This window comes from Nitrososphaera sp., assembly GCF_037447015.1.
Lineage (GTDB): Archaea > Thermoproteota > Nitrososphaeria > Nitrososphaerales > Nitrososphaeraceae > Nitrososphaera.
Genome location: NZ_JBBIHK010000008.1, coordinates 68,695 through 86,923, shown reverse-complemented (window position 1 = coordinate 86,923; position 18,229 = coordinate 68,695). Strand labels below are relative to the sequence as shown.

Here is an 18,229-nt window from a genome sequence, read left to right as displayed (position 1 = left end):
CTTGTCGACGTCTGCCCTGAGCGCGGAAGGCGACCTTGTGCCATAGTCGTCGTAGACATAGCCCAGCATGATCACACCTACGCTACGTAGCTTGTCGACCCAGCTTGAAATGACGCTGTTGTCACCATAGCCAGGCCCGCTTGATGGGTTGAACACTGCCACGATTGGCACGGACGGGTGCGCCCGCTTGACATCATAGACCTTCTGCCAGTGATCGTCGCCAGAGCCTCCCGGATACATGTACAGGGCTACAAAGGCACCGGTCTTGGGGATCAGTGAAGTGATGCCGCCGCCACCCGAAGTAGGTGGAGGAGGTGGTGGTGGGAGAGATGGCGAAGGAGTAGAGCCAGACCTGTAGGTAGCAGTTGCAGTCACGTCGCTGTTCAAAGTCACAGACCTCGTCCTGCTCGTGCTCCCGTTTTCCCACTGGCCAAAGGTGTTGCTGCCATAGTCAGAAACAGTCACGGTATAGGTCGCGCCAGTGGTGCCAGCGAACGAAAGAGGCGTAAAGCCTGTCCTGACCGTCGACCCGCCAGACTGGATCGTCGTCCACATGTTGAGTTGGCCGCCGCTTGCAGAGTGTGCGTTCACGGTCAGGTTCTTTGTAGGCGAGCTGGAAGCAGAGCCTGTCCTGTAGTATGCGGTCGCGGTAATGTCGCCATTTAGCGACACCGTCCTTGGGTTCCCTGTGCTGCCGTTGCCCCAGTGGTCAAACACGAGGTTCTGATAGTCCCACACGGTTACGACATAGGTCCCGCCTGTGGCGCCGGTATAGGAAATCGGAGTGAATCCAGACTTGACGACCGTGTTCCCAGACCTTATCTCTGCATACATGCTGAGCACGCGGCCGTCTGACATTGCATATGCGTTTACGGTTAACCTGTTAGACGACTGCGCCTGGGCTGCACCCACCAAAGGGTGAACCGCGGAGGCCGTCAACAGCACCGTCAACGCAATTCCCAGTATTGTGGTTGCTGTTGAATTGAGTCCCATATCAATTCGGAGTTGGCAGAGACGCATGTTTTAAAGCGCTTCTGGAGGCAGACTTTTGAGAATTATACTATAAGATACATATTCTCGTTATGAGGCATCTAACCTTAAGACGCCTCTAAAAGTACACATCTGTCTATCTATCTGCAACGTCATCGAGAATTTCTACTAGGCGCTCAAGATAGCGCGGGATGGAGCTGTACGGGTTTGGCATGCCTCCGTCTGTTACGTAAATGAAACCAAGGCGGCGCGACAGTAACTTTATTGCGCGGCTGTCGTCAGGCAAGGGGACGCCGTACGAGCAGCACGACCAGTTCTGCTTTGGATAGGCTTCGTGCCAGCCACCTACCCAGTCCCGGGCAGGCAGGCCGGCGTTCTCGTATATGATGAAATTGTCGGCAAGGCCGAGGTGCTGGACAGGCACATCAGTCCCGGGGTTGCCCATAACAAACGTCATCCCAAGAGATCTGGCGTAGTCGCGTATTCTTTTATAGTACGCTGCAGTCTGCACGTCTGTAGAAAACTCGTCGACCATGATCCCATCGGCGCCGTACCACTGCCGGTAAACGGCGATCTCGGCAAGCGCCTGCGAGATACTGCGACTGCCCCATGATGTATAGATATAGCCAAGCACCACAATCCCTGCTGCCTGGAGCATGCTTACTGCGGCCTCGTAGTTCGGATCCATTTGCACCCCGGATCCACTTGACGGGTTGATTGCCACCATGACCGGGACGGACGGATGGGCCACGCGCACCCGGACCAGCCTCCTGTACTGCTCCAGCCCGTCTCCTGCAGGGTATACGTAAAGAGGCACGTACAGTCCAGTCGCCACCGCCTGCCGCGGGTCTTTTTTCAGGAACGTGAGAAACTTTGGGAGCAAGGCGCGCTTCTTCTTTACCTCCATCGCCGCAGCCGAACATACGCGCCTAGCTGAACCGTGCAAGCAGGTTCGTGGCCGGGCTCCCCCTCAGCAGTTTGATCATCACTGCAAACGATGCGGCTGCTGCTGCTGCCGCCGAGATCATGTACGCTATAGCAATGTCTGACGAGCTGTCCTGCCCAAACTGGTTTCCAAGCATCATAAGCACAACCGCGCCGGCAATGGCAAGGATGGCAGGCAAGCGGGCCCTGTTCAGAAAGATCATCATCGACGCATTTGCCGCAAACGCGGCTATCGCAATGTTGCCAAGGGACGAGTAGCGCATGACCTTCAGACTGTACTCTGTCCCGCTAAAGAAGGTCATCACGTCCGGCCCCAGCAGGTGGAGCAGCCCGACAGATGCCGCCGCCGATGCCAGCACGAGCGCGATCATGCGCCAGTACGTCCTCATTATGAATGAGTCCAGCTTGCCCAGCTCTGCGACACTGACCCCGAGCGTCTTGTTGTTTATCTGCGAGTACAGGGGCGCCATCAGCACGTACTGCATTATAGCGGCAGGCACGAGGGCAAACAGCGAGATGTCTGCCCCAACGTGGTATTCAGAGTTGAAGGCCATCGGCAGCACCGCCCCGTTTTGCTGTATGATGACGTGCGAGTTGTACATCCACGATAGCACCCTGTCGCCAAGCAGCATGATGAAGTAGAACGTGCCGTAAAGCGCGTACGGCAGGGACTCCCACAGCTGCACGCCGTACCGCGATCTTATAGTGTCCTCGGTAGCGAGGGGGGGCGAATAGAACGGCGGGGCGCCGGCCCTTTTCCGTATACTGCTGCCGGCCTTGCCCATCCTCCACAGGATCCTGGTGTGGTAATAGCCTGCAAAGGCGGACAGCACGAGGAAGGCGACTCCAAGCGAGATAAAGTACTTGGTAGACACGTCGCCGGGACCAAGCAGGTAATAGGTCAGTATGAGCGACAGGAACGCCGCGGCGTACGCAAAGAGCACCACCTTTATCTTTTTGAGCGCGAATACGATGTTGAAGCTGAGCCTGTGGACAGAGACGGTCGCAAGCGCGCCGATTGTCACGGCCGTGAGCTCGAGCGGGATCCCGTTTGCCTGCGAGTATGCCAGCACACCTGCAGACGTGAGAGCCAGTATGGCGGCAACTACGGCATAACTCCGGTGCACTGTCCGCTTGGTCTCCCCCACGTTCCTCTGCTCATAATATATCGAAAAGAGCCGGCTGAACATCTGAAGCGACCCTTCGGTCACAAATAGCCCGATGAACACGCCAGCGACAAAGGATATCGTAATGTCTGCCGGCAGCCCCTGGGCCATCCAGAGCGAAAAGCCGGTCATGTTGAGTATCACCAGCGCGCCAAGCCAGGGCGTGTGTATGGCAAGCGCCTCAAAAAGCCTCTTGCGCTTGTCAGGCACCGGCGAGCTCATGCTCGACCAGTCTGGCGCGTCGTTCTCGTTTTCATAGTGGTCCAGGAAAGGATAGATATAGTTTGCAAGCGCAGCCATCCCCCCTGCAAAGCCGTTTTCCTTGGCGATCCTGTCGTCGTAGCCGAGGATCTCTAGGAACACTATGACATCGGCGATGTTGTTCACGCCGTGCTGTATTTCAGAGACGGACCTTGCGGCCTTTTCCGCAAAAAGCCTTGCTTCAAGTGGCAGAGACGAGTCCGATTCGATGGCTGACGCAGTCATTCCATGTACCCCCTCTTCCTTTCGCCCTTGCCGATGCTGCCACTACCGCCACCGTTTAGCAGTTCAGAATAGAGGCTGCGGTAGCTTTCTATCGACCCCTGTATGGTGAACTTCTTGTCCACTATCCTGCGGGACATTTCGCCAAGCTCGTTTCTGACCCTGCGGTCGGAGAGGAGCTTGGCAAGCGCGTCTGCAAGCTCGTACGGGTGCCTGCTGCGGGCAAGCATCCCATAGTTCTCCAGCGCCTCGCGCACGCCGCCCACGTCGGTCGAGACGACCGCCTTGCCGCACGCCATCGCCTCTACCACGGTGTAGGGAAAGCCCTCGCGGATGCTGCTGAGCACCACCACGTCGCCGGCGTTGTACGCCTGCTCCGGGTTTTTAGTTGGCCCCATGAACTTGACGTTTTCCTCCAGCTTGAGCTCGCGCACCAGCTTCATGCACGCCCGGGCGTACTCAAAGTCGGTAGAAGACCCATAGATCAGGCACAGCACGTCCGGCACGGTCTCCTTGACGTAGGAGATGGCCTGTATTAGGCTCAGCACGTCCTTTAAGAGCTCTATCCTGCCGACGAACACGACAGTGGGCCTGTCCGGCCTGTCCATGGTCGCAAGGGGCCTGAACTTGTCGCTGTCCACCCCGTTGTATATAACCCGTATCTTGGACGACGGAGTGTGCAGCATCTCGGCCATCGTCGCGTTTGCCGCGCACACGGGCGCCACGACGTCTGCCGCGCGGTAGACCGTGCGTATGATGTTGTTTGATATCACCTTCCACAGGATGTTGTACGCTTCATTGTGGATGTAGAGCCGGTGGTAGAGGAGCAGGTCTTTAAACGCGACCCCGTGCTCTGTTGCTATCATCGGGCAGCCAAAGTCCACCTTGGCGCATATCCCTGCAAATGCAGGTATCCAGGCGTTTGACGAGTGGACTAGATCCACTTCCGGCAGGCGGACTGACAGGATCTGCAGTATGCGCTGTACAAAGCTGAACAGGTCGACTGCCTCCTTCATCTGCACCGACCGGTAGAGGTCGTCCTGCGCAAGCAGCCCCGCAAAGGCCCTGAAAGTGGCCGGGTGCTCGGCGCACTTTTTCACGTCGTGGGCCGCAAGCATGGAATGGAGCTCGCCGGCAAGCGAGCCCAGCGCAGAGTGGTCGCAAGAGTCAGACACGAGCTCTTTTGCAAACTTTTCAAACAGCGGGACAAACTTTTTCTTGATGAAAGACTCGTCGGTCCGCAGGATCTTGGCGGTGAGCCCCTTGCCGCCGGCGCCGTAAAACTCCTCGTACCTCTGGCAGCCGTAGAGCGGGATTTCCATGACGCGGACAACGTTGCCTGGCACCTTGTACGAGCCGTTGATGTTCGGGTTTGAAAGCACGTTAAAGACGGAAAACTCGACCTCCGGCAGGTTGTCCACCATCTGCTTTACCCACGCGTAGACGCCTCCGGATGTGCTGTTGGGATAGTTGTCCCAGTTTATCATCAGCACCCTTGTTGCTGTTCTTTTCCTCTGTTGTGGCATCATTGTTTGCGTACTACCTTTTTTCTCCCTCTATCCTTCTCTGATGCTATTGTTGCGGGAACGGCTGCCTTTTGGCGCCGCTGCCCGCCTTGCCCCTGCGCACCTCAAGGAACTTTTCTACCCACTCGAGGAGCTCCATCGAGACGCGCATCTGGCCCGTGTGCGCCGCCGGCAGCTTGTCGATGGCGACTTGCCTAAAGCCCAGCACCTTCATCGCCTCCTCCTTGCCATAAAAGGGGCTTATCCTCATGGCAAGCGAAGAGAACTTTAAGAACGCCTCCTGCGCCTTTTGCTCGTTGCCGGCAAGGACATAATTTTCATATGAGCGCTGGAGCGCCCAGAACGCCGACCGTATCGACTTGTCGAGGATCTGGCGCGAGTATTCTTCGTAGATGAGCGCCGCCTCGCTGTACAGTATCTGCGCAAGCTTGGTGTTGCTGGTGCGCATAAAGCAGCCCGCTGCGCACGAGCACGAGAGCGCCGCCCTGGCTTTCAGCCCCGCCTCCCAGCACTTGGCCGCGTCCTGGAGGTATAGCATGGTTGCCTGCGGAAAATTGCCGTCGTCTTCGGTGTTTATTGCTTCAAGCCAGAGGTTGTTCTTGCCCGTCAGGCGGTCGGACCACGTCCTGACTATTTTTTTAGGCTCGGCGCTGTACATGCTCGGAATGATTCAAATCGCGTATAAAACCATAGTATTCATTATTTGCCGATTTTGTAGTGCCAGAACTTACCCCGTGAAGGATATTATGGAAAGAGCTTCGATACAGAGGCTATCCGGGTATCCGGATGATCTGCGCCTGTGACGGTATGTCCTGGCTGTTGAGTATGTGGATCATGTAGTGGCCCGGCGGGGCTATCGAGGCGTTTATCGGCGCCGCGACGTTGACGCCGGACGAGTCCGTGCCTGTCACCTGCAGCCACACAAAGCGCAAGTTCGAGTCATAGTGGTGCGTGTTGGCGCCAAGGCGGATCAGCGAGACCCTGGTGATGTTCGGGCTCGTGGTCGGGATTCTGATCGTGCCGCCGTACGGGGCAGAAGTCACGCGGCCGCTTATCTGGGGCCGCGTCTGGTAATAGTAGGGAGGGTTGTAGAACTCGACCCTGTGCTCCCAGGTCGATCTGTCTGGCGTGCCTGATGCCGTCCAGACCCTGCCGTCAGGCAGCAGAAGCGCTGTCGAGTGGTACGTCCTTGACACGCCAGCATCGGGCAGCGTGCTCCATGTCTCGGTGACAGGGTCGAAAGACTCGGGCGTGTGTATGTAGTCGTTAGGGTCCTGCGCGGCCCCGCCAAACAGCACCAGCCTGCCTGTCGGCAGGAACACCGGCAGCGGGAACACCCTTGCGATGTTCATCGAAGCAGTAGACCTGTACACCGGTGCGGTTGCCGTGCCCTGGTTAAAGTCGATCATCTCGGCAGTGGCCGTTGCCGGCAGCAGATAGTTTGACTGCCCTCCGGCTATCAGTATCCGGCCCCTCTCTGACGTGGTGTTTTGCAGCGGGAGCAATACAGAGGTGCCATAGTCACGCCACGGATACTGGGTCTGGCCTGCAAGCGTCCAGGTCCCGGTCGTCGGGTTTATCAGGTAGACAAAGTGGTCCATGCCCGATACGCAGAGCATGCCGCTTGGCATCAGGTGCATCCTCGGGTAGAGCGAAGTGAACGGGGCGGTGCCCTGGCCGGGGCCGCCGTACGTCTGCGAGCCGGCGCCCGGCAGGCTGCTGTCAGCGCCAGGCGTGTACGTGAGGTTTGACGAAGGGTCGTACTTTATCGAGAACGTCCTGGTTGCAGGATCGTATATCTCGACCAGCGCGTTGCGGCCGCCGTACTCGTCCAGGCCGTCGTGCACCCAGACCTTGCCATCAGGCAGTATCACGTTTGTAGGGTACCACCTGCCCCGGACCATAGACTGCACTTTCTGGAAAGTATTGGTCTGCACGTTGAATTCATACGCCGCGTTGAGGCCCAGGAACCGGCCTTCTGGGTTCTGGACATCGTACTTGAGCATGCCACCCGTGATGAGTATGTTGCCATTTGCAAGGTGGTTGTGGTGGGAGCAGAAAATGTCTTCAGAGAGCGTGTACGCGATCTTGCTTCCTGTCGCAGGATCGATGACCTCTGCCCTGTAAGGGCCGTTCAGCGTTGAAACGTGGTAGCCAGAGCCGGCGATCGCCAGTATCTTGCCGGTCGGAAGCAGGATGGCGTGTATGGGTGCGATCGACGTAAGATAGCCAGTGGTCCAGGGGCCGCCTGACTGGGCCTGCGCCTGGCCAAACAGCGGACGCGCAACGTCTTTTACCATCTGCGAGTCGAGGAACTTGCCAACTGCAAGCGCCGCCGCCCCGGCCCCCATCAGCTTCAAAAAGTCTCTCCTGCTTATGCGGCTATCAAGCAATACAAGGGGCAGACAGCGTTGTTTGATATTTAACACAGATGCCTAATTTACAATGTTTTCTTGGCTACGCGCAGCAGATTAAGGCGGTAGTGTGGCATGGGACCGGGTGTCTGCCATCTTGCCGCCCCGCCTCTATCTCTAATCCCTCCTCCTTTTTTATCTGCCGCTGTGCTTTTTTGCCTGCTGCTATTACTACTATTTCCCCACCGTTATAGCAGTACAGCATCAGCTGCTGCTAGTTGTTGCGGTACACGGCCGTGAGCGTAGTGTTCTGCGTTATAGAGACTGTGCGCGAGTTGCTAGTCGAGCCGTTGTCTGCCCAGTGGTCAAACCGCCATACCCCAAAGTTAGAGACCGTCACGGTGTACTGCTGGCCCGATGTCACTGTGAACTGCACAGGGGTAAAGCCGGTCCCCACAGTCTGGCCGTTCTGTGTGAGGGTGGTCCAAAAGCCGTTCTGCGGGTTGCCTGCCATGTTCTGCGAGTTTACGGTCAACACTGAGGTCGGAGGAGTCGCTGTGTCAGTAAATATCGCAGTCGCCGTGATGCCCATCGCATCAGTCGCCCTCACCACGTTGGAGCCCTGGACGGACCACGAAGGCACCGTGAACGAGGCCGTAAAGGCGCCGGTGGCGCTCGATGTTACTGTCGCCGGCGTGGTGGCAAGAGCCCGCCCGTTATAGGTGAAAGACATGTTTGAAAATGTGTCATAGCCGTCGCCTGTCACTGTGACGACCGTGCCGACAGCGCCGCTGGAAGGCGAGAGCGTTATCGCGGCAGTCTTGTATACGGCGTAAAAGGGTGTGTCCTGCGTTATCGACACCGTCCTTGCAGGGTTGGTAGAGCCGTTGTCTGCCCAGTGGTCAAAGAGAAAGTTCTCGAAATTGGCGACTGTGAGTGTGTACTGCTGGCCGTTATTTACGTCAAAGTCGATGTGCGAGTAGCCCTGCCCGATGTTCTGCCCGTTCTGCGAAAGCGTAGTAAACATCCCGGTCGCGCTGTGGCCGTTTATCTCGGTGGTTATCACGACTGCCTTGCTCGTAGTCTTTGTCACCGTGTTTGCCACATTGATGTTCACAGTGGCAGGCGCGCTGTCAGACGTGCCGTCGTTTGCTACAAAGGTAAAGCTGTCAGGGCCATCGTAATAGTTCCATGGCGTGTACGAAACAGCGCCGGTGCTCTCGTTGAGCAGGCCAAGCGTGCCGTGCGCCGGCTGGCTTGCAATGTAGAAGCGGATTGGCTGCCCGTCAGGGTCCGACCCTGTGAGCGTGATGGACACAGACGAGTTCTCGTTGACGTTCACTGACTGGTTGTTTGCCACGGGTGCCGAGCTGGACGATACCGTGAACGTGGCTTGGGCAGAGACTGCCGACGCGTCGGTGGCTACCACCGCATTGGCGCCGTTTGCAGACGACTGCGGCACCGTGAACGCGGCGGTAAAGGTGCCGGTGGAGCTGGTCGTTATCGTAGACGGTGTGGTTGGAACTGGCGAGCCGGCGTAGGTTATAGTCACCGCAGAGTTGGGCGTAAAGGTAGAGCCGGCGACCTGAACCGAGGCCCCTCTTGGCCCACTTGCAGGTGTGAGTGTTACCGAGGCGGTGCGGTAAACGGCTGTCAGGGTCGTGTCCTGCGTTATCGACACCGTCCTTGCAGGGTTGGTAGAGCCGTTGTCTGCCCAGTGGTTGAACACTATTTGCTGGTAGTTTGAGACTGTCGCCACGTATTGCGCGCCTGGAGAGACTGTGAACTGCACAGGGGTAAAGCCGGTCCCCACAGTCTGGCCGTTCTGTGTGAGGGTGGTCCACATGCCGGTCAGCGGCTGGCCGGACTGGTACTGCGAGCTGACCGTGAGGACTGCCGTTGTAGAGACAGTGTGCGTAAACGTCGCGCTGGCAAACAGGCCGGCGGCTGTCGCCTGCACTGTGTTTGCCCCGGGGGTGGAAGAGGCCGGCACCGTGAAGGAAGCGGTAAAGGTGCCGGTGGCGCTGGTCGCTACCGACGATGGTGTGGTGGCGACGGCGCTGCCGCCGTACGTTATCGAGACTGCAGAATTGAACGGAAAGTTTGAGCCTGTGACTGTGACTGTCGTGCCGGGCGTGCCGCTCGCAGGATTGAGTGTTATCGAGGCGGTGCGGTAAACGGCTGTCAGGGTCGTGTCCTGCGTTATCGACACCGTCCTTGCAGGGTTGGTAGAGCCGTTGTCTGCCCAGTGGTCGAACACCAGAGAGCCGTAGCTTGACACAGTTGCAACATACTGCTGGCCTGACGAAAGCGTAAACTGGGCCGGCGTAAAGCCTGTTGCGACCACCTGTCCATTCTGCGCAAGAGTGGTCCACATGCCGGTCAGCGGCTGGCCTGACGCGTTTTGCGAGTTGATGGTGAGCGTGGCCGACGACTGGGCCTGAGCTCTTGCGGTCTCAGGAATGGCGACAGCGACAACTGCGGCAAATGCAAGCAAGACAACCATCGACGATGCAAGACCAAAGTTGCGCCCGGCTCCTCTCCCTCTGCTTCTTGTTCCCATACTACTATAGCAGCAAGCGTCATGACGGCCAGAGTGAATGAAAAGCTCGCTGTTCAATTTTGACAGAAAATAGGACATTATTGCCTGTCCGGATGCTGAAACTGCAACATTTCTATCACCGACGGTTAGCATACAAGGACGCAGCAGAATATGCACCCTGCCGCACGGCCCGGTATTTGGGGCAATTTAGAGGGCGGTTTGTGTCAAAAGTATCGACAAGAGTGGGCATACCGGTTATATCAAAAATGCTGGCGCATAGCAATGTTCCGATGAATGCGCGCATACCGCTCCTTGCAGCCCTTGCCGGGGCCCTGCTGCTGACCTCGTTTTCAGTAATCACGTATTTTGGGGGCAGCAATAATAATAGCGGCAACAATTCATCGTTGAGCGCCAAACAGACGCAGCTGTCGGGGATACAAGAGTCAGAAGCGGTCCAGCTCCCGGCAGACATGATAAACATCTACAACAGGAACGAAAAGTACTACAACAACATAGACGGCGGCTATGTATATGTCCATGACAACATCATAGACACCAGGCGCCACTGCGAGTTCTGCACCAGCATAGACTACAAGCCCGGCCTGACAACTGACAACCTCGATCTGTCCTGGGCGTCTGACAGGAACTTTAACATCAGCGGCGCCAAGAAGGTGACGTTTTACGTGATGGGCGACGAAGGCGGCGAGAAGGTGAACTTCAAGGCCGCCGGCAAAAAGATCGACCGTATGGTGAACGGAAAGGCAGAAAAGGCCGTCAACTTTGATGTCGTAACGCAGCCTGTCACGCTCACAAAAGACTGGGAAAAATTCGAGATCGACCTGTCCAAGTCGGACCTGACCGGCGTGTCAAATCCGTTTGGCATAGGGATCGAGAAGGGCTACAACGACAAGCCGGTGAGGATTTTTGTCAAGGCGATAATACTCGAAGAGGGCCCCGCCCAAGAGCCGCTGCCCGTAAAAGAAAAGGGCAAGGGTAACTAAGTTTTCTTGTTCATTCTCCTTCTTCCAGTGCTTGCTTGGACGCATACACTTACAGACAGGATGGCAGCTCTCTGCCGCTGTCGCTGCTGCGGGTTCGAAGCTTTGCAGCAAAAGAAGTGATCATTACTATCACCACAGTTGTTGCTGCGAAACGATGGCTTGCAAGTTATTGCTATTACGCACATGCCTGCCGGCTGCGACCAGATGGGCAGACTTCTGATACAGAAGGGCTCTTTCTTTAATCGTGTGATTTTGAAAAACAGAGAAAATACGAGAGCGGGAATGAGGCAGAGACAGAAGAGGTCAGGCGCTGCCGATTCCGCCGGCCCCGTCCTTTGCCTGGCGCTTTAGCTCGTCGATTTCGCGCTTGGCCTCCATCCGCGCCTTTTCGTACTCGCCGGATGCCTTGCCAAACGACCTTGCAAGCTCTGGCACCTTCTTTACGCCAAAGAACACGACCACTATCGCACCCACTATCAGCACCCATTCCATCCCTGACGGGATTATCTGAAGCAAACTGGGAATCATGTGTATTTGCATTCTCTTTGCAGCTGCGTAAGGATATTAGCTTTGGCAGAGCCGGCGCATGAATTTATAGCGTGAAACACCAGTCTGCGCAGAAAAAATGATGAAAAAGGTCAGTTAGCCAGCCAGTCAGCGTCTTGCGGTAACCCTGACTGCCTGCGGCCTGAACATCTCGGCTAGCGCCTCTTCCAGCTTGCCTGCGGGCAAATAGCCAAGCTTGCCCTGTGCCTGCGAAATGTCCACCTGCGCATACCTGACATCGCCCTTTTGCTCCTCCCTGTACACAGGCGTTACATCCACGCCAAAGACCTTGATCATCTGGCGCGCAAGCTCGTTTATGGTTATCGAGTGGCCGGTGGCAAGGTTGAACGTGCCCGATAGCCCCCTGTCGCCTGCAGCTTTTAGCGCAAGCGTTATCCCCTTTGCGATGTCGTCGACGTGGACAAAGTCGCGCGTCTGCATGCCGTCGCCGTTTATCAGGGGAGGAAGGCCCTGCGAGAGCCTCTCGGCAAACCGGGTTATCACTCCGGCGTAGGCAGGAGACTGACCGACGCCGTACACGTTGAAAAAGCGGAGCGAAATCGCATTTTCGATCTTTTTGCAGTTCCGGTACGCCGCTGCAAGCATCTCGCCGGCCACCTTGCTTGCGCCGTACGGCGAGAGAGGGTCGAGCGGGTGCTCTTCTTTTATAGGGAACTGCTTGGGCTCGCCGTACACGGCGCCCGTGGAAGCAAAGACATAGTTGGCGACGCCGTGCGCGCTGCAGGCATCAAGAACGTTTGCAGTGCCGTTGACATTGACGTCAAGAGTGCTTGCAGGGTCTTTAACGGATTCGGCCACGCTGATGAGCGCGGCCAGGTGGACACACGAATCGGGCTTTTCCTGTGCAAATATGGCGTTGATCGCGGCAGCGTCCCGGATGTCGGCGCGGTAGTACGACACGCCGTCATCTTGTACAAGCGGCCTGCCCGCGCTGCCGCCTCTTGCGGCCCTGTCGATTACTGCAATCTGGTAGCCGTCCTGCTTTAGCTTTTTCACCAAGTGGCTGCCAATAAAGCCAGATCCACCGGTCACGATTATCTTGCTGTGTCCGTTGTGATGCTGCATATATAAAAAATATCGACATCGCAGGAAATGAAAGACTTCCCACCAGCCCAGAGGCGATTCTGGCTGGCATGCACCGCTTGAACGGATTTAAAATGGCAAAAATAGCTCAAAAAAGGTTGAAAAGTGGGCAGCAGAGGCAGCCTACATAGGCTAACTCTGGATGATCCGCTCGTAAAAGCTCGTGTTCTTGCCTATCGATTCGATGGCTTCTGACCACGACACGTTGGCGACGCCCTCGATGGTCTTGATGCGCTCGATTATGTCGCACAGCTCCCTGTTGGTGCGGAAGATTATCTCCACCTGCAGGTCGGCCGCGTTCTCGCCCATGCACCTCTTTACAGCCACCACTTCCTTCTCCCAGGTCATCAGCTCCTCGCCTATCTGCCGGGTCGATGTGTTTGCCGTGGTGATAAAGAGCGTGGCTGTGCGCCATCCGAACTTTTCAAGCTTTAGCTGGTAGGTTATCTCGATGAGGTTAGCTTCGAGCCTCTTCCTCCTGCGCTGGACGGTGCTGAGCGGGATCTCTAGCTCGCGAGAGAGCGTGAGTGACGACACGTTGCAGCTCGACGCGATGAGCGACTTTAGGATCTTTTTGTCGGCGTTTGAAAGTATCGGTGGCTCGAGTGCCGACTCGGCGTCGCTCTTTGGCGGCCTGCCCCTCCTGCCCTGGTTGAACTGGTTTGTGAGGTCCTTGAGGCCAAGCAGCAGCTCGTACAACACCTTGTCCGAAAGCGACTCTATGCTGCTGGTGTTTATGCTCATTCCCTCCAGCTCTGAAAGGATCTCTTCCTTTGGAGGGATGGCCGGCGAAGATTTAGCAGAAGAGTCTGCAAAATTCGATTTATTGACCAGCGCGTCTACTGTTGCCATTTTGTTATTCGGAATTTTAGATACGCACCGCACATATAAGGCGACTGCATCTAGAAACTGGAATAATAATAGCGAACATAGTTAGGTGTATGCGTATCGATTCAGCCAATCTAATGGTTTCCAGATATCAGAGCGCATCAAACAGTTTTGCCGGCATGTTCGATGCTGCAGAAAAAAGTGCCCACAAGATGACAGATACATGTTTCGGTATCGACTGCGGTTGCCTAGTCAGGCAAAATCACAAAAGTTGCTCGCAGGACGGGACATTGCAATTGCATAACTTGCAATAACAGTCTTCAAATGCGAGGACACCTTCTAAAGTAGAATCAGGCTCTATAATTGGACACTAAAAGGGAATAATATAACAAGGTAAGTGAATAATGATGGTGAACAAAGCTTCAGCTTGGGTAATGGCGTCGTCTCTGGCCGTCATTATGATGGCCCTAGCTGGCCTGCCTGCCTATTATTATGGCGCAGGCGCCGCTGCCTATACAGTTTCAGACGAGGCATCCTGCCTTTCGTTGCCTGCCAAAGTGAGGTGGGAGGGCCCAAAGTGTATAGTGCAGGAAGGAACGCTGGCATTATCTGTGCAGGACAGGCTTGCCATCGGCCCGGGAATCACGCTTTTTGTCGAGTCAAACGGAAGGCTGATAAATTCTGGAGCCTTGGAGGTGCAGCCCGGAGCGGCCCTTGTTAACCACGGCAGGGTGGCAAATTCCGGGAACCTCACCAATACGGGCACCTTTACAAACACAGGCGTGCTGGTAAATTCAGGAGTCGCATCAAACACAGCTGATGCGATGTTCAAGAACTCGGGCAGGGTGGCAAATTCCGGCAAGCTTGAAAACTTGGCTGATGCGATGTTCACCAACACAGGAAGGGTGACCAGCGGCGCCGGCGGATCCATAGAAAACGAGAGCTACATCGACAATAGGGGAATAATGACGATATCAGAAAAGTCAAAGCTTGTCAATTCTGACAGGGCGGCGTTTCGGAACACCGGCAGGACCATAGTGTATTGCAACTCTGAAATAACAGGCACGATTGCAGGCAGGGCCATTACCGACAAGTGCGACGACCCTCCCTCCGCCAAGATGGAGGCGTGGTCTCCGTATAACCCGGCAGGGTACGACGGAACGCCTGACAGCGAGTTCACGTTCTTTGCAAGCGCCGCCGACGACGTGCGGCTCGCCCGGCTTGAGTGGGACTTTGATGGGGACGGCAATGTGGACGCAACCAAGCCCGTCATAGGCAAGGCCGCCAAGCTGGTAAACGCCACGTTCTCTTTTGGAATAGAAGGGACGTTTTATCCCCAGGTGAGGGCAGTAGATGGAGCGGGCATCAAATCACCTTGGGCAAAATACAGCATCGCAGGCAAGGACGCCCCGCTGCCACTCAAAGTTGCCGCATCCAACCTGCCTCCGCGGGCAGAGAACATGACCGTTGCCACCGAGCAGGGCAAGGCGCTTGCCATTACATTGAAGGCAAGCGACGAGGATGGCGACAAAATTGCGTTTTCAGTCGTCAGCGGCCCGTCACATGGCAAGCTTGCCGGCGATGCGCCAGAGCTGACATACACGCCCGATGCATCCTATGTGGGTGCCGACCTGTTCACTTTCAAGGCGACCGACGGTGTGCAGGAAAGCCGGCCTGCCACCGTCCTGATAAGCATCGTTACAACGTCGCCATCGCCAAGTTCAACAGACGCCCATGCAACGCAACAACAACAGCAGCAACAAGGAGTTCCGCAGTATGAAGAGTTGCCGGACAACGCTGCGCCGGTGGCATTCAGCCAGAGCGTGGCTACAAACGAAGACGTGCCGGCGAGCGTGACGATCGCGGCCACCGACGCAGATGGCGACTGGCTCGAATACAGTATAGTTTCAGAGCCGCAGCACGGCTTTCTGTCAGGGGCCGCGCCAAGCTTTACCTATATGCCTGATGCAGAGTACAGCGGTCCAGACTCATTTGCGTTTGTGGCCTCGGACAGCTTTGGCGGCAGGTCAGCCCCTGCAACTGTCACGATAACCGTGGTAGAGGTCAACGACATGCCTTCTGCATACGGCGACTCGGCGACGACAGACTATGGCACGCCGGTCACAATAGACGTTCTGGCAAACGACGAGGACATCGAGACAGAGGTGCTTTCCATAGTGTCCACGTCGAGCCCGCAGGGAGGAACGGTCACGGTTGCAGGCAGCATGATCACGTATACGCCCAATTCTGGCTTTTCAGGCACAGACTCGTTCAGCTATACGGTTTCAGACGGCAGCGGCGGGACGACTACTGCGCCCGTGTCCGTCACGGTGAATCCGGCCCCTGCCGCCCAGTCGCCGCAACCGCAGGAACAACAACAGCAGCCATCGCCTCCTCCACCGCCGGCTCCAGAGCCACAGCCGGTGCCACAACCACCACCGCCCGCTCCCACTCCCCCTCCAGCCACAGAGCTCTATTGCGGCAGAGAGGCATCGTCCTTTGCCAATATCATCAGGGGCACTGAAGGTGACGACGAGCTGAAAGGGACCGAGGGAGACGACCTCATCATAGGGTTTGGTGGGAACGACATATTGAGGGGTAAGGGAGGCAACGACTGCCTGATAGGCGGGGCAGGTGAGGACAGGATGTTTGGCGACAGGGGCCAGGACTGGCTTGAGGGTGGCGATGGCGAGGACAAGATGTGGGGCGGGGCAGGCGAAGACAAGATGTGGGGCGGCAGCGGCAACGACAGAGTGATAGGCGACGATGGCGAGGACCAAGTCTACGGTGACGGAGGGGACGACAGACTGTGGGGCGGGGCAGGCGAAGACAAGCTGTATGGAGGCGACGGGGCGGACAAGCTTGTTGGCGACTCGGGCAACGACCTCCTGTCCGGCGATGGAGGAGACGACATATTGTATGACAAGGAAGGTAACGACACGCTGGATGGAGGTGCCGGCACCGACAAAGGATACGACAGGGAAGGCACCAACCAGATAGTCAACTGCGAGCGAACCTAGGTGGAAAAAACATCATGCTATCTAGAGATTAGTTCTGTACGACGGATACACTAGGCTTTAGTATAGTACAACTGCCTATATGCATATGCCGGTCCGCCTGCTGGTCGTCGACGATGAAAAAGACATTGCAACAGTACTCCGGCGTGGGCTGGAGCACGCGGGCATGCAGGTGGATGCAGCGCACAGTCCTGCACAAGCCCTGCAAAAATTCAAAGAGCGCACGTACGACATGGTTCTGCTTGATGTTCGCATGCCAGGGATGAACGGATTTGCGCTGTACCAAAAGATGCACGATATGAAAAAAGACATCAAGGTGTGCTTTTTGAGCGCGTACGACTATGAGTACTGCCAAGAGGCCAAGGAAGAGCTGGGCCTGCCGGGCAGGTGTTTCATACAAAAGCCAGTCACGTTCCAGCACCTGGTAAAGGCTGTAAAGACAGAGCTTGCCTGCACGGCGCCTACGGCAATAGAGACATCATAAGAAAGACGTAAAAAACCCTCTGCAGTTGTTGAGGCAGTGGCGTCTGCACCACGCCTGTTGCTGGTCGACGACGAAAAGGATTCCCTCTACACTATGAGGCGCGCCCTTGAGAGGCTTGGCTACGGAGTAGCAGCCGAAACCAGCGCGCAAAAGGCTCTTGAGAGGTTTGCCAGAGAAGAGTTTGACCTTGTGATTCTTGACATCAAGATGGCCGGCATGGATGGCTATACTCTGTACGAAAAGATGGTGGCGATCAGGCCGGCTACAAAGGCGTGCTTTCTCACCGCCAATGCAGAGCACAATTCAGAGTTCAAAGAAAGGCACCCTGCGCTTGGCAGCAACTGCTTCCTCTTGAAGCCAATATCATTTGAGAGGCTTGCGGCGGCCATAAAGGCCCTTGTCGGCGACCCCTAGCCTAGGCCGCTCCTGCGTCCTGCACATACACGTTTTCTTTAATCACCGTCGCAGACAGCGTTTTTCTCTCGGCGACCCTTTCTTTCCGTATCACCACTTCTTCAAACACGCAAGGTGTCTTGGTCACCTGCACCTCTTCCCGCTTTAGCAGTATGCGCACTTCTTCTCCCTCCTCTTTTTCGTTTCTTACCCTGCGGGCGTCATCGGAGGGCGCCGTCTGAGTGGCAGCAGCATCAGCAGCGCCAAGGTGGACAGTCACAGGCCGCCGGACTATTTTCAGCTCTTCCCGCATGACTGGCACCTCGATTATCCTGTACTCCACTACAGGCTCTTTGACAATAACTGCTTCTTCGACCACTTCAGACCTGTCAAGTTCCAGCCGCTCTTCCAATACAGGTATCACTGCCTCGGCGCCGGCAGCCTGCATGCTCCCGCCCTCCGGCGGCCGGTATTTGCCGTAATCCTCTCTGAGGGGCGGCTCCTCCTTTTCAAAGCGCGCAAGCTGGTCTTCCGAAACATCGAACCAGAGCATGTTGCCGTCGTACTCCTTGAGCAGGTACTTGGGCAAATAGTGCGTGCTTGGGACAAAGGTCCCCTTTTGCACCATGATATAGAGCCGGCCGACCTGCTTTACCTCGCCAAGGTCGAGGTTGGCATTGCCTCGCGCCTGTTTGCCTGTCACTTTGTTCCAGTCAAGGGATCGTTCCTCCATAGCAAAAGTAGTTGGCCGTCAAGACTTTAATGATTTTAACACGACTGTCACGTTGGATTGTTGCGCAAGCATCTTCCGGCGACTGCGCTCCGCATTACGTGCACAGGGCAATGCCAG

Annotated in this window: 15 protein-coding genes; 4 read left to right on the top strand and 11 right to left on the bottom strand. The window is 56.4% G+C overall.

Features of this window, described 5'->3' with window-relative positions; all coding sequences use genetic code 11:
* The 7 genes from WKI84_RS04980 to WKI84_RS04950 form a co-directional block, all read right to left on the bottom strand.
* The coding region (locus WKI84_RS04980) for a spherulation-specific family 4 protein (RefSeq protein ID WP_337862425.1) at nucleotides 1-858 on the bottom strand (858 nt) is incomplete at its 3' end.
* A gap of 268 nt (nucleotides 859-1,126) precedes the next feature.
* Nucleotides 1,127-1,897 (bottom strand): spherulation-specific family 4 protein, encoded by a 771-nt coding sequence (locus WKI84_RS04975; protein WP_337862424.1) that lies wholly within the window; start codon nucleotides 1,895-1,897, stop codon nucleotides 1,127-1,129.
* Between the two features lie 22 nt (nucleotides 1,898-1,919).
* Entirely contained in the window at nucleotides 1,920-3,587 is a 1,668-nt protein-coding gene (locus WKI84_RS04970; protein ID WP_337862423.1) for a hypothetical protein, read from the bottom strand.
* Nucleotides 3,584-5,113, bottom strand: a complete 1,530-nt coding sequence (pelF, locus tag WKI84_RS04965; RefSeq protein ID WP_337862422.1) for a GT4 family glycosyltransferase PelF — start codon at nucleotides 5,111-5,113, stop codon at nucleotides 3,584-3,586. The genes WKI84_RS04970 and pelF overlap by 4 nt, the downstream gene beginning before the upstream one ends.
* Nucleotides 5,114-5,156: 43 nt before the next feature.
* Nucleotides 5,157-5,768, bottom strand: coding sequence for a hypothetical protein (locus WKI84_RS04960; RefSeq protein WP_337862421.1), 612 nt, complete (start codon nucleotides 5,766-5,768; stop codon nucleotides 5,157-5,159).
* A gap of 112 nt (nucleotides 5,769-5,880) precedes the next feature.
* Complete coding sequence (locus tag WKI84_RS04955) at nucleotides 5,881-7,503, bottom strand: galactose oxidase-like domain-containing protein (RefSeq protein ID WP_337862420.1); 1,623 nt, start codon at nucleotides 7,501-7,503, stop codon at nucleotides 5,881-5,883.
* 235 nt (nucleotides 7,504-7,738) lie between these two features.
* Entirely contained in the window at nucleotides 7,739-10,027 is a 2,289-nt protein-coding gene (locus tag WKI84_RS04950) for an Ig-like domain-containing protein (RefSeq protein ID WP_337862419.1), read from the bottom strand.
* Between the two features lie 269 nt (nucleotides 10,028-10,296).
* On the opposite strand from WKI84_RS04950, the gene WKI84_RS04945 reads away from it, so the two are divergent.
* On the top strand, nucleotides 10,297-11,007 hold the full coding sequence (locus WKI84_RS04945; RefSeq protein WP_337862418.1) for a hypothetical protein: 711 nt from the start codon (nucleotides 10,297-10,299) through the stop codon (nucleotides 11,005-11,007).
* Nucleotides 11,008-11,310: 303 nt separating this feature from the next.
* On the opposite strand, the gene WKI84_RS04940 is transcribed toward WKI84_RS04945, so the two are convergent.
* From WKI84_RS04940 to WKI84_RS04930, 3 genes are all read right to left on the bottom strand, one after another.
* Nucleotides 11,311-11,535 (bottom strand): twin-arginine translocase TatA/TatE family subunit, encoded by a 225-nt coding sequence (locus WKI84_RS04940; protein WP_337862417.1) that lies wholly within the window; start codon nucleotides 11,533-11,535, stop codon nucleotides 11,311-11,313.
* A 126-nt stretch (nucleotides 11,536-11,661) separates the two neighbouring features.
* Complete coding sequence (locus tag WKI84_RS04935) at nucleotides 11,662-12,639, bottom strand: SDR family NAD(P)-dependent oxidoreductase (RefSeq protein WP_337862416.1); 978 nt, start codon at nucleotides 12,637-12,639, stop codon at nucleotides 11,662-11,664.
* Nucleotides 12,640-12,789: 150 nt separating this feature from the next.
* Complete coding sequence (locus WKI84_RS04930; protein WP_337862415.1) at nucleotides 12,790-13,509, bottom strand: Lrp/AsnC family transcriptional regulator; 720 nt, start codon at nucleotides 13,507-13,509, stop codon at nucleotides 12,790-12,792.
* Nucleotides 13,510-13,889: 380 nt separating this feature from the next.
* On the opposite strand from WKI84_RS04930, the gene WKI84_RS04925 reads away from it, so the two are divergent.
* From WKI84_RS04925 to WKI84_RS04915, 3 genes are all read left to right on the top strand, one after another.
* Nucleotides 13,890-16,505 (top strand): Ig-like domain-containing protein, encoded by a 2,616-nt coding sequence (locus WKI84_RS04925; RefSeq protein WP_337862414.1) that lies wholly within the window; start codon nucleotides 13,890-13,892, stop codon nucleotides 16,503-16,505.
* An 85-nt stretch (nucleotides 16,506-16,590) separates the two neighbouring features.
* Entirely contained in the window at nucleotides 16,591-16,986 is a 396-nt protein-coding gene (locus WKI84_RS04920; RefSeq protein ID WP_337862413.1) for a response regulator, read from the top strand.
* Nucleotides 16,987-17,022: 36 nt separating this feature from the next.
* Entirely contained in the window at nucleotides 17,023-17,400 is a 378-nt protein-coding gene (locus WKI84_RS04915) for a response regulator (RefSeq protein WP_337862412.1), read from the top strand.
* Between the two features lies 1 nt (nucleotide 17,401).
* Here the strand turns inward: WKI84_RS04915 and WKI84_RS04910 are convergent, their stop codons facing one another.
* Complete coding sequence (locus WKI84_RS04910; RefSeq protein ID WP_337862411.1) at nucleotides 17,402-18,112, bottom strand: DUF2382 domain-containing protein; 711 nt, start codon at nucleotides 18,110-18,112, stop codon at nucleotides 17,402-17,404.
* Nucleotides 18,113-18,229: the final 117 nt, after the last annotated feature.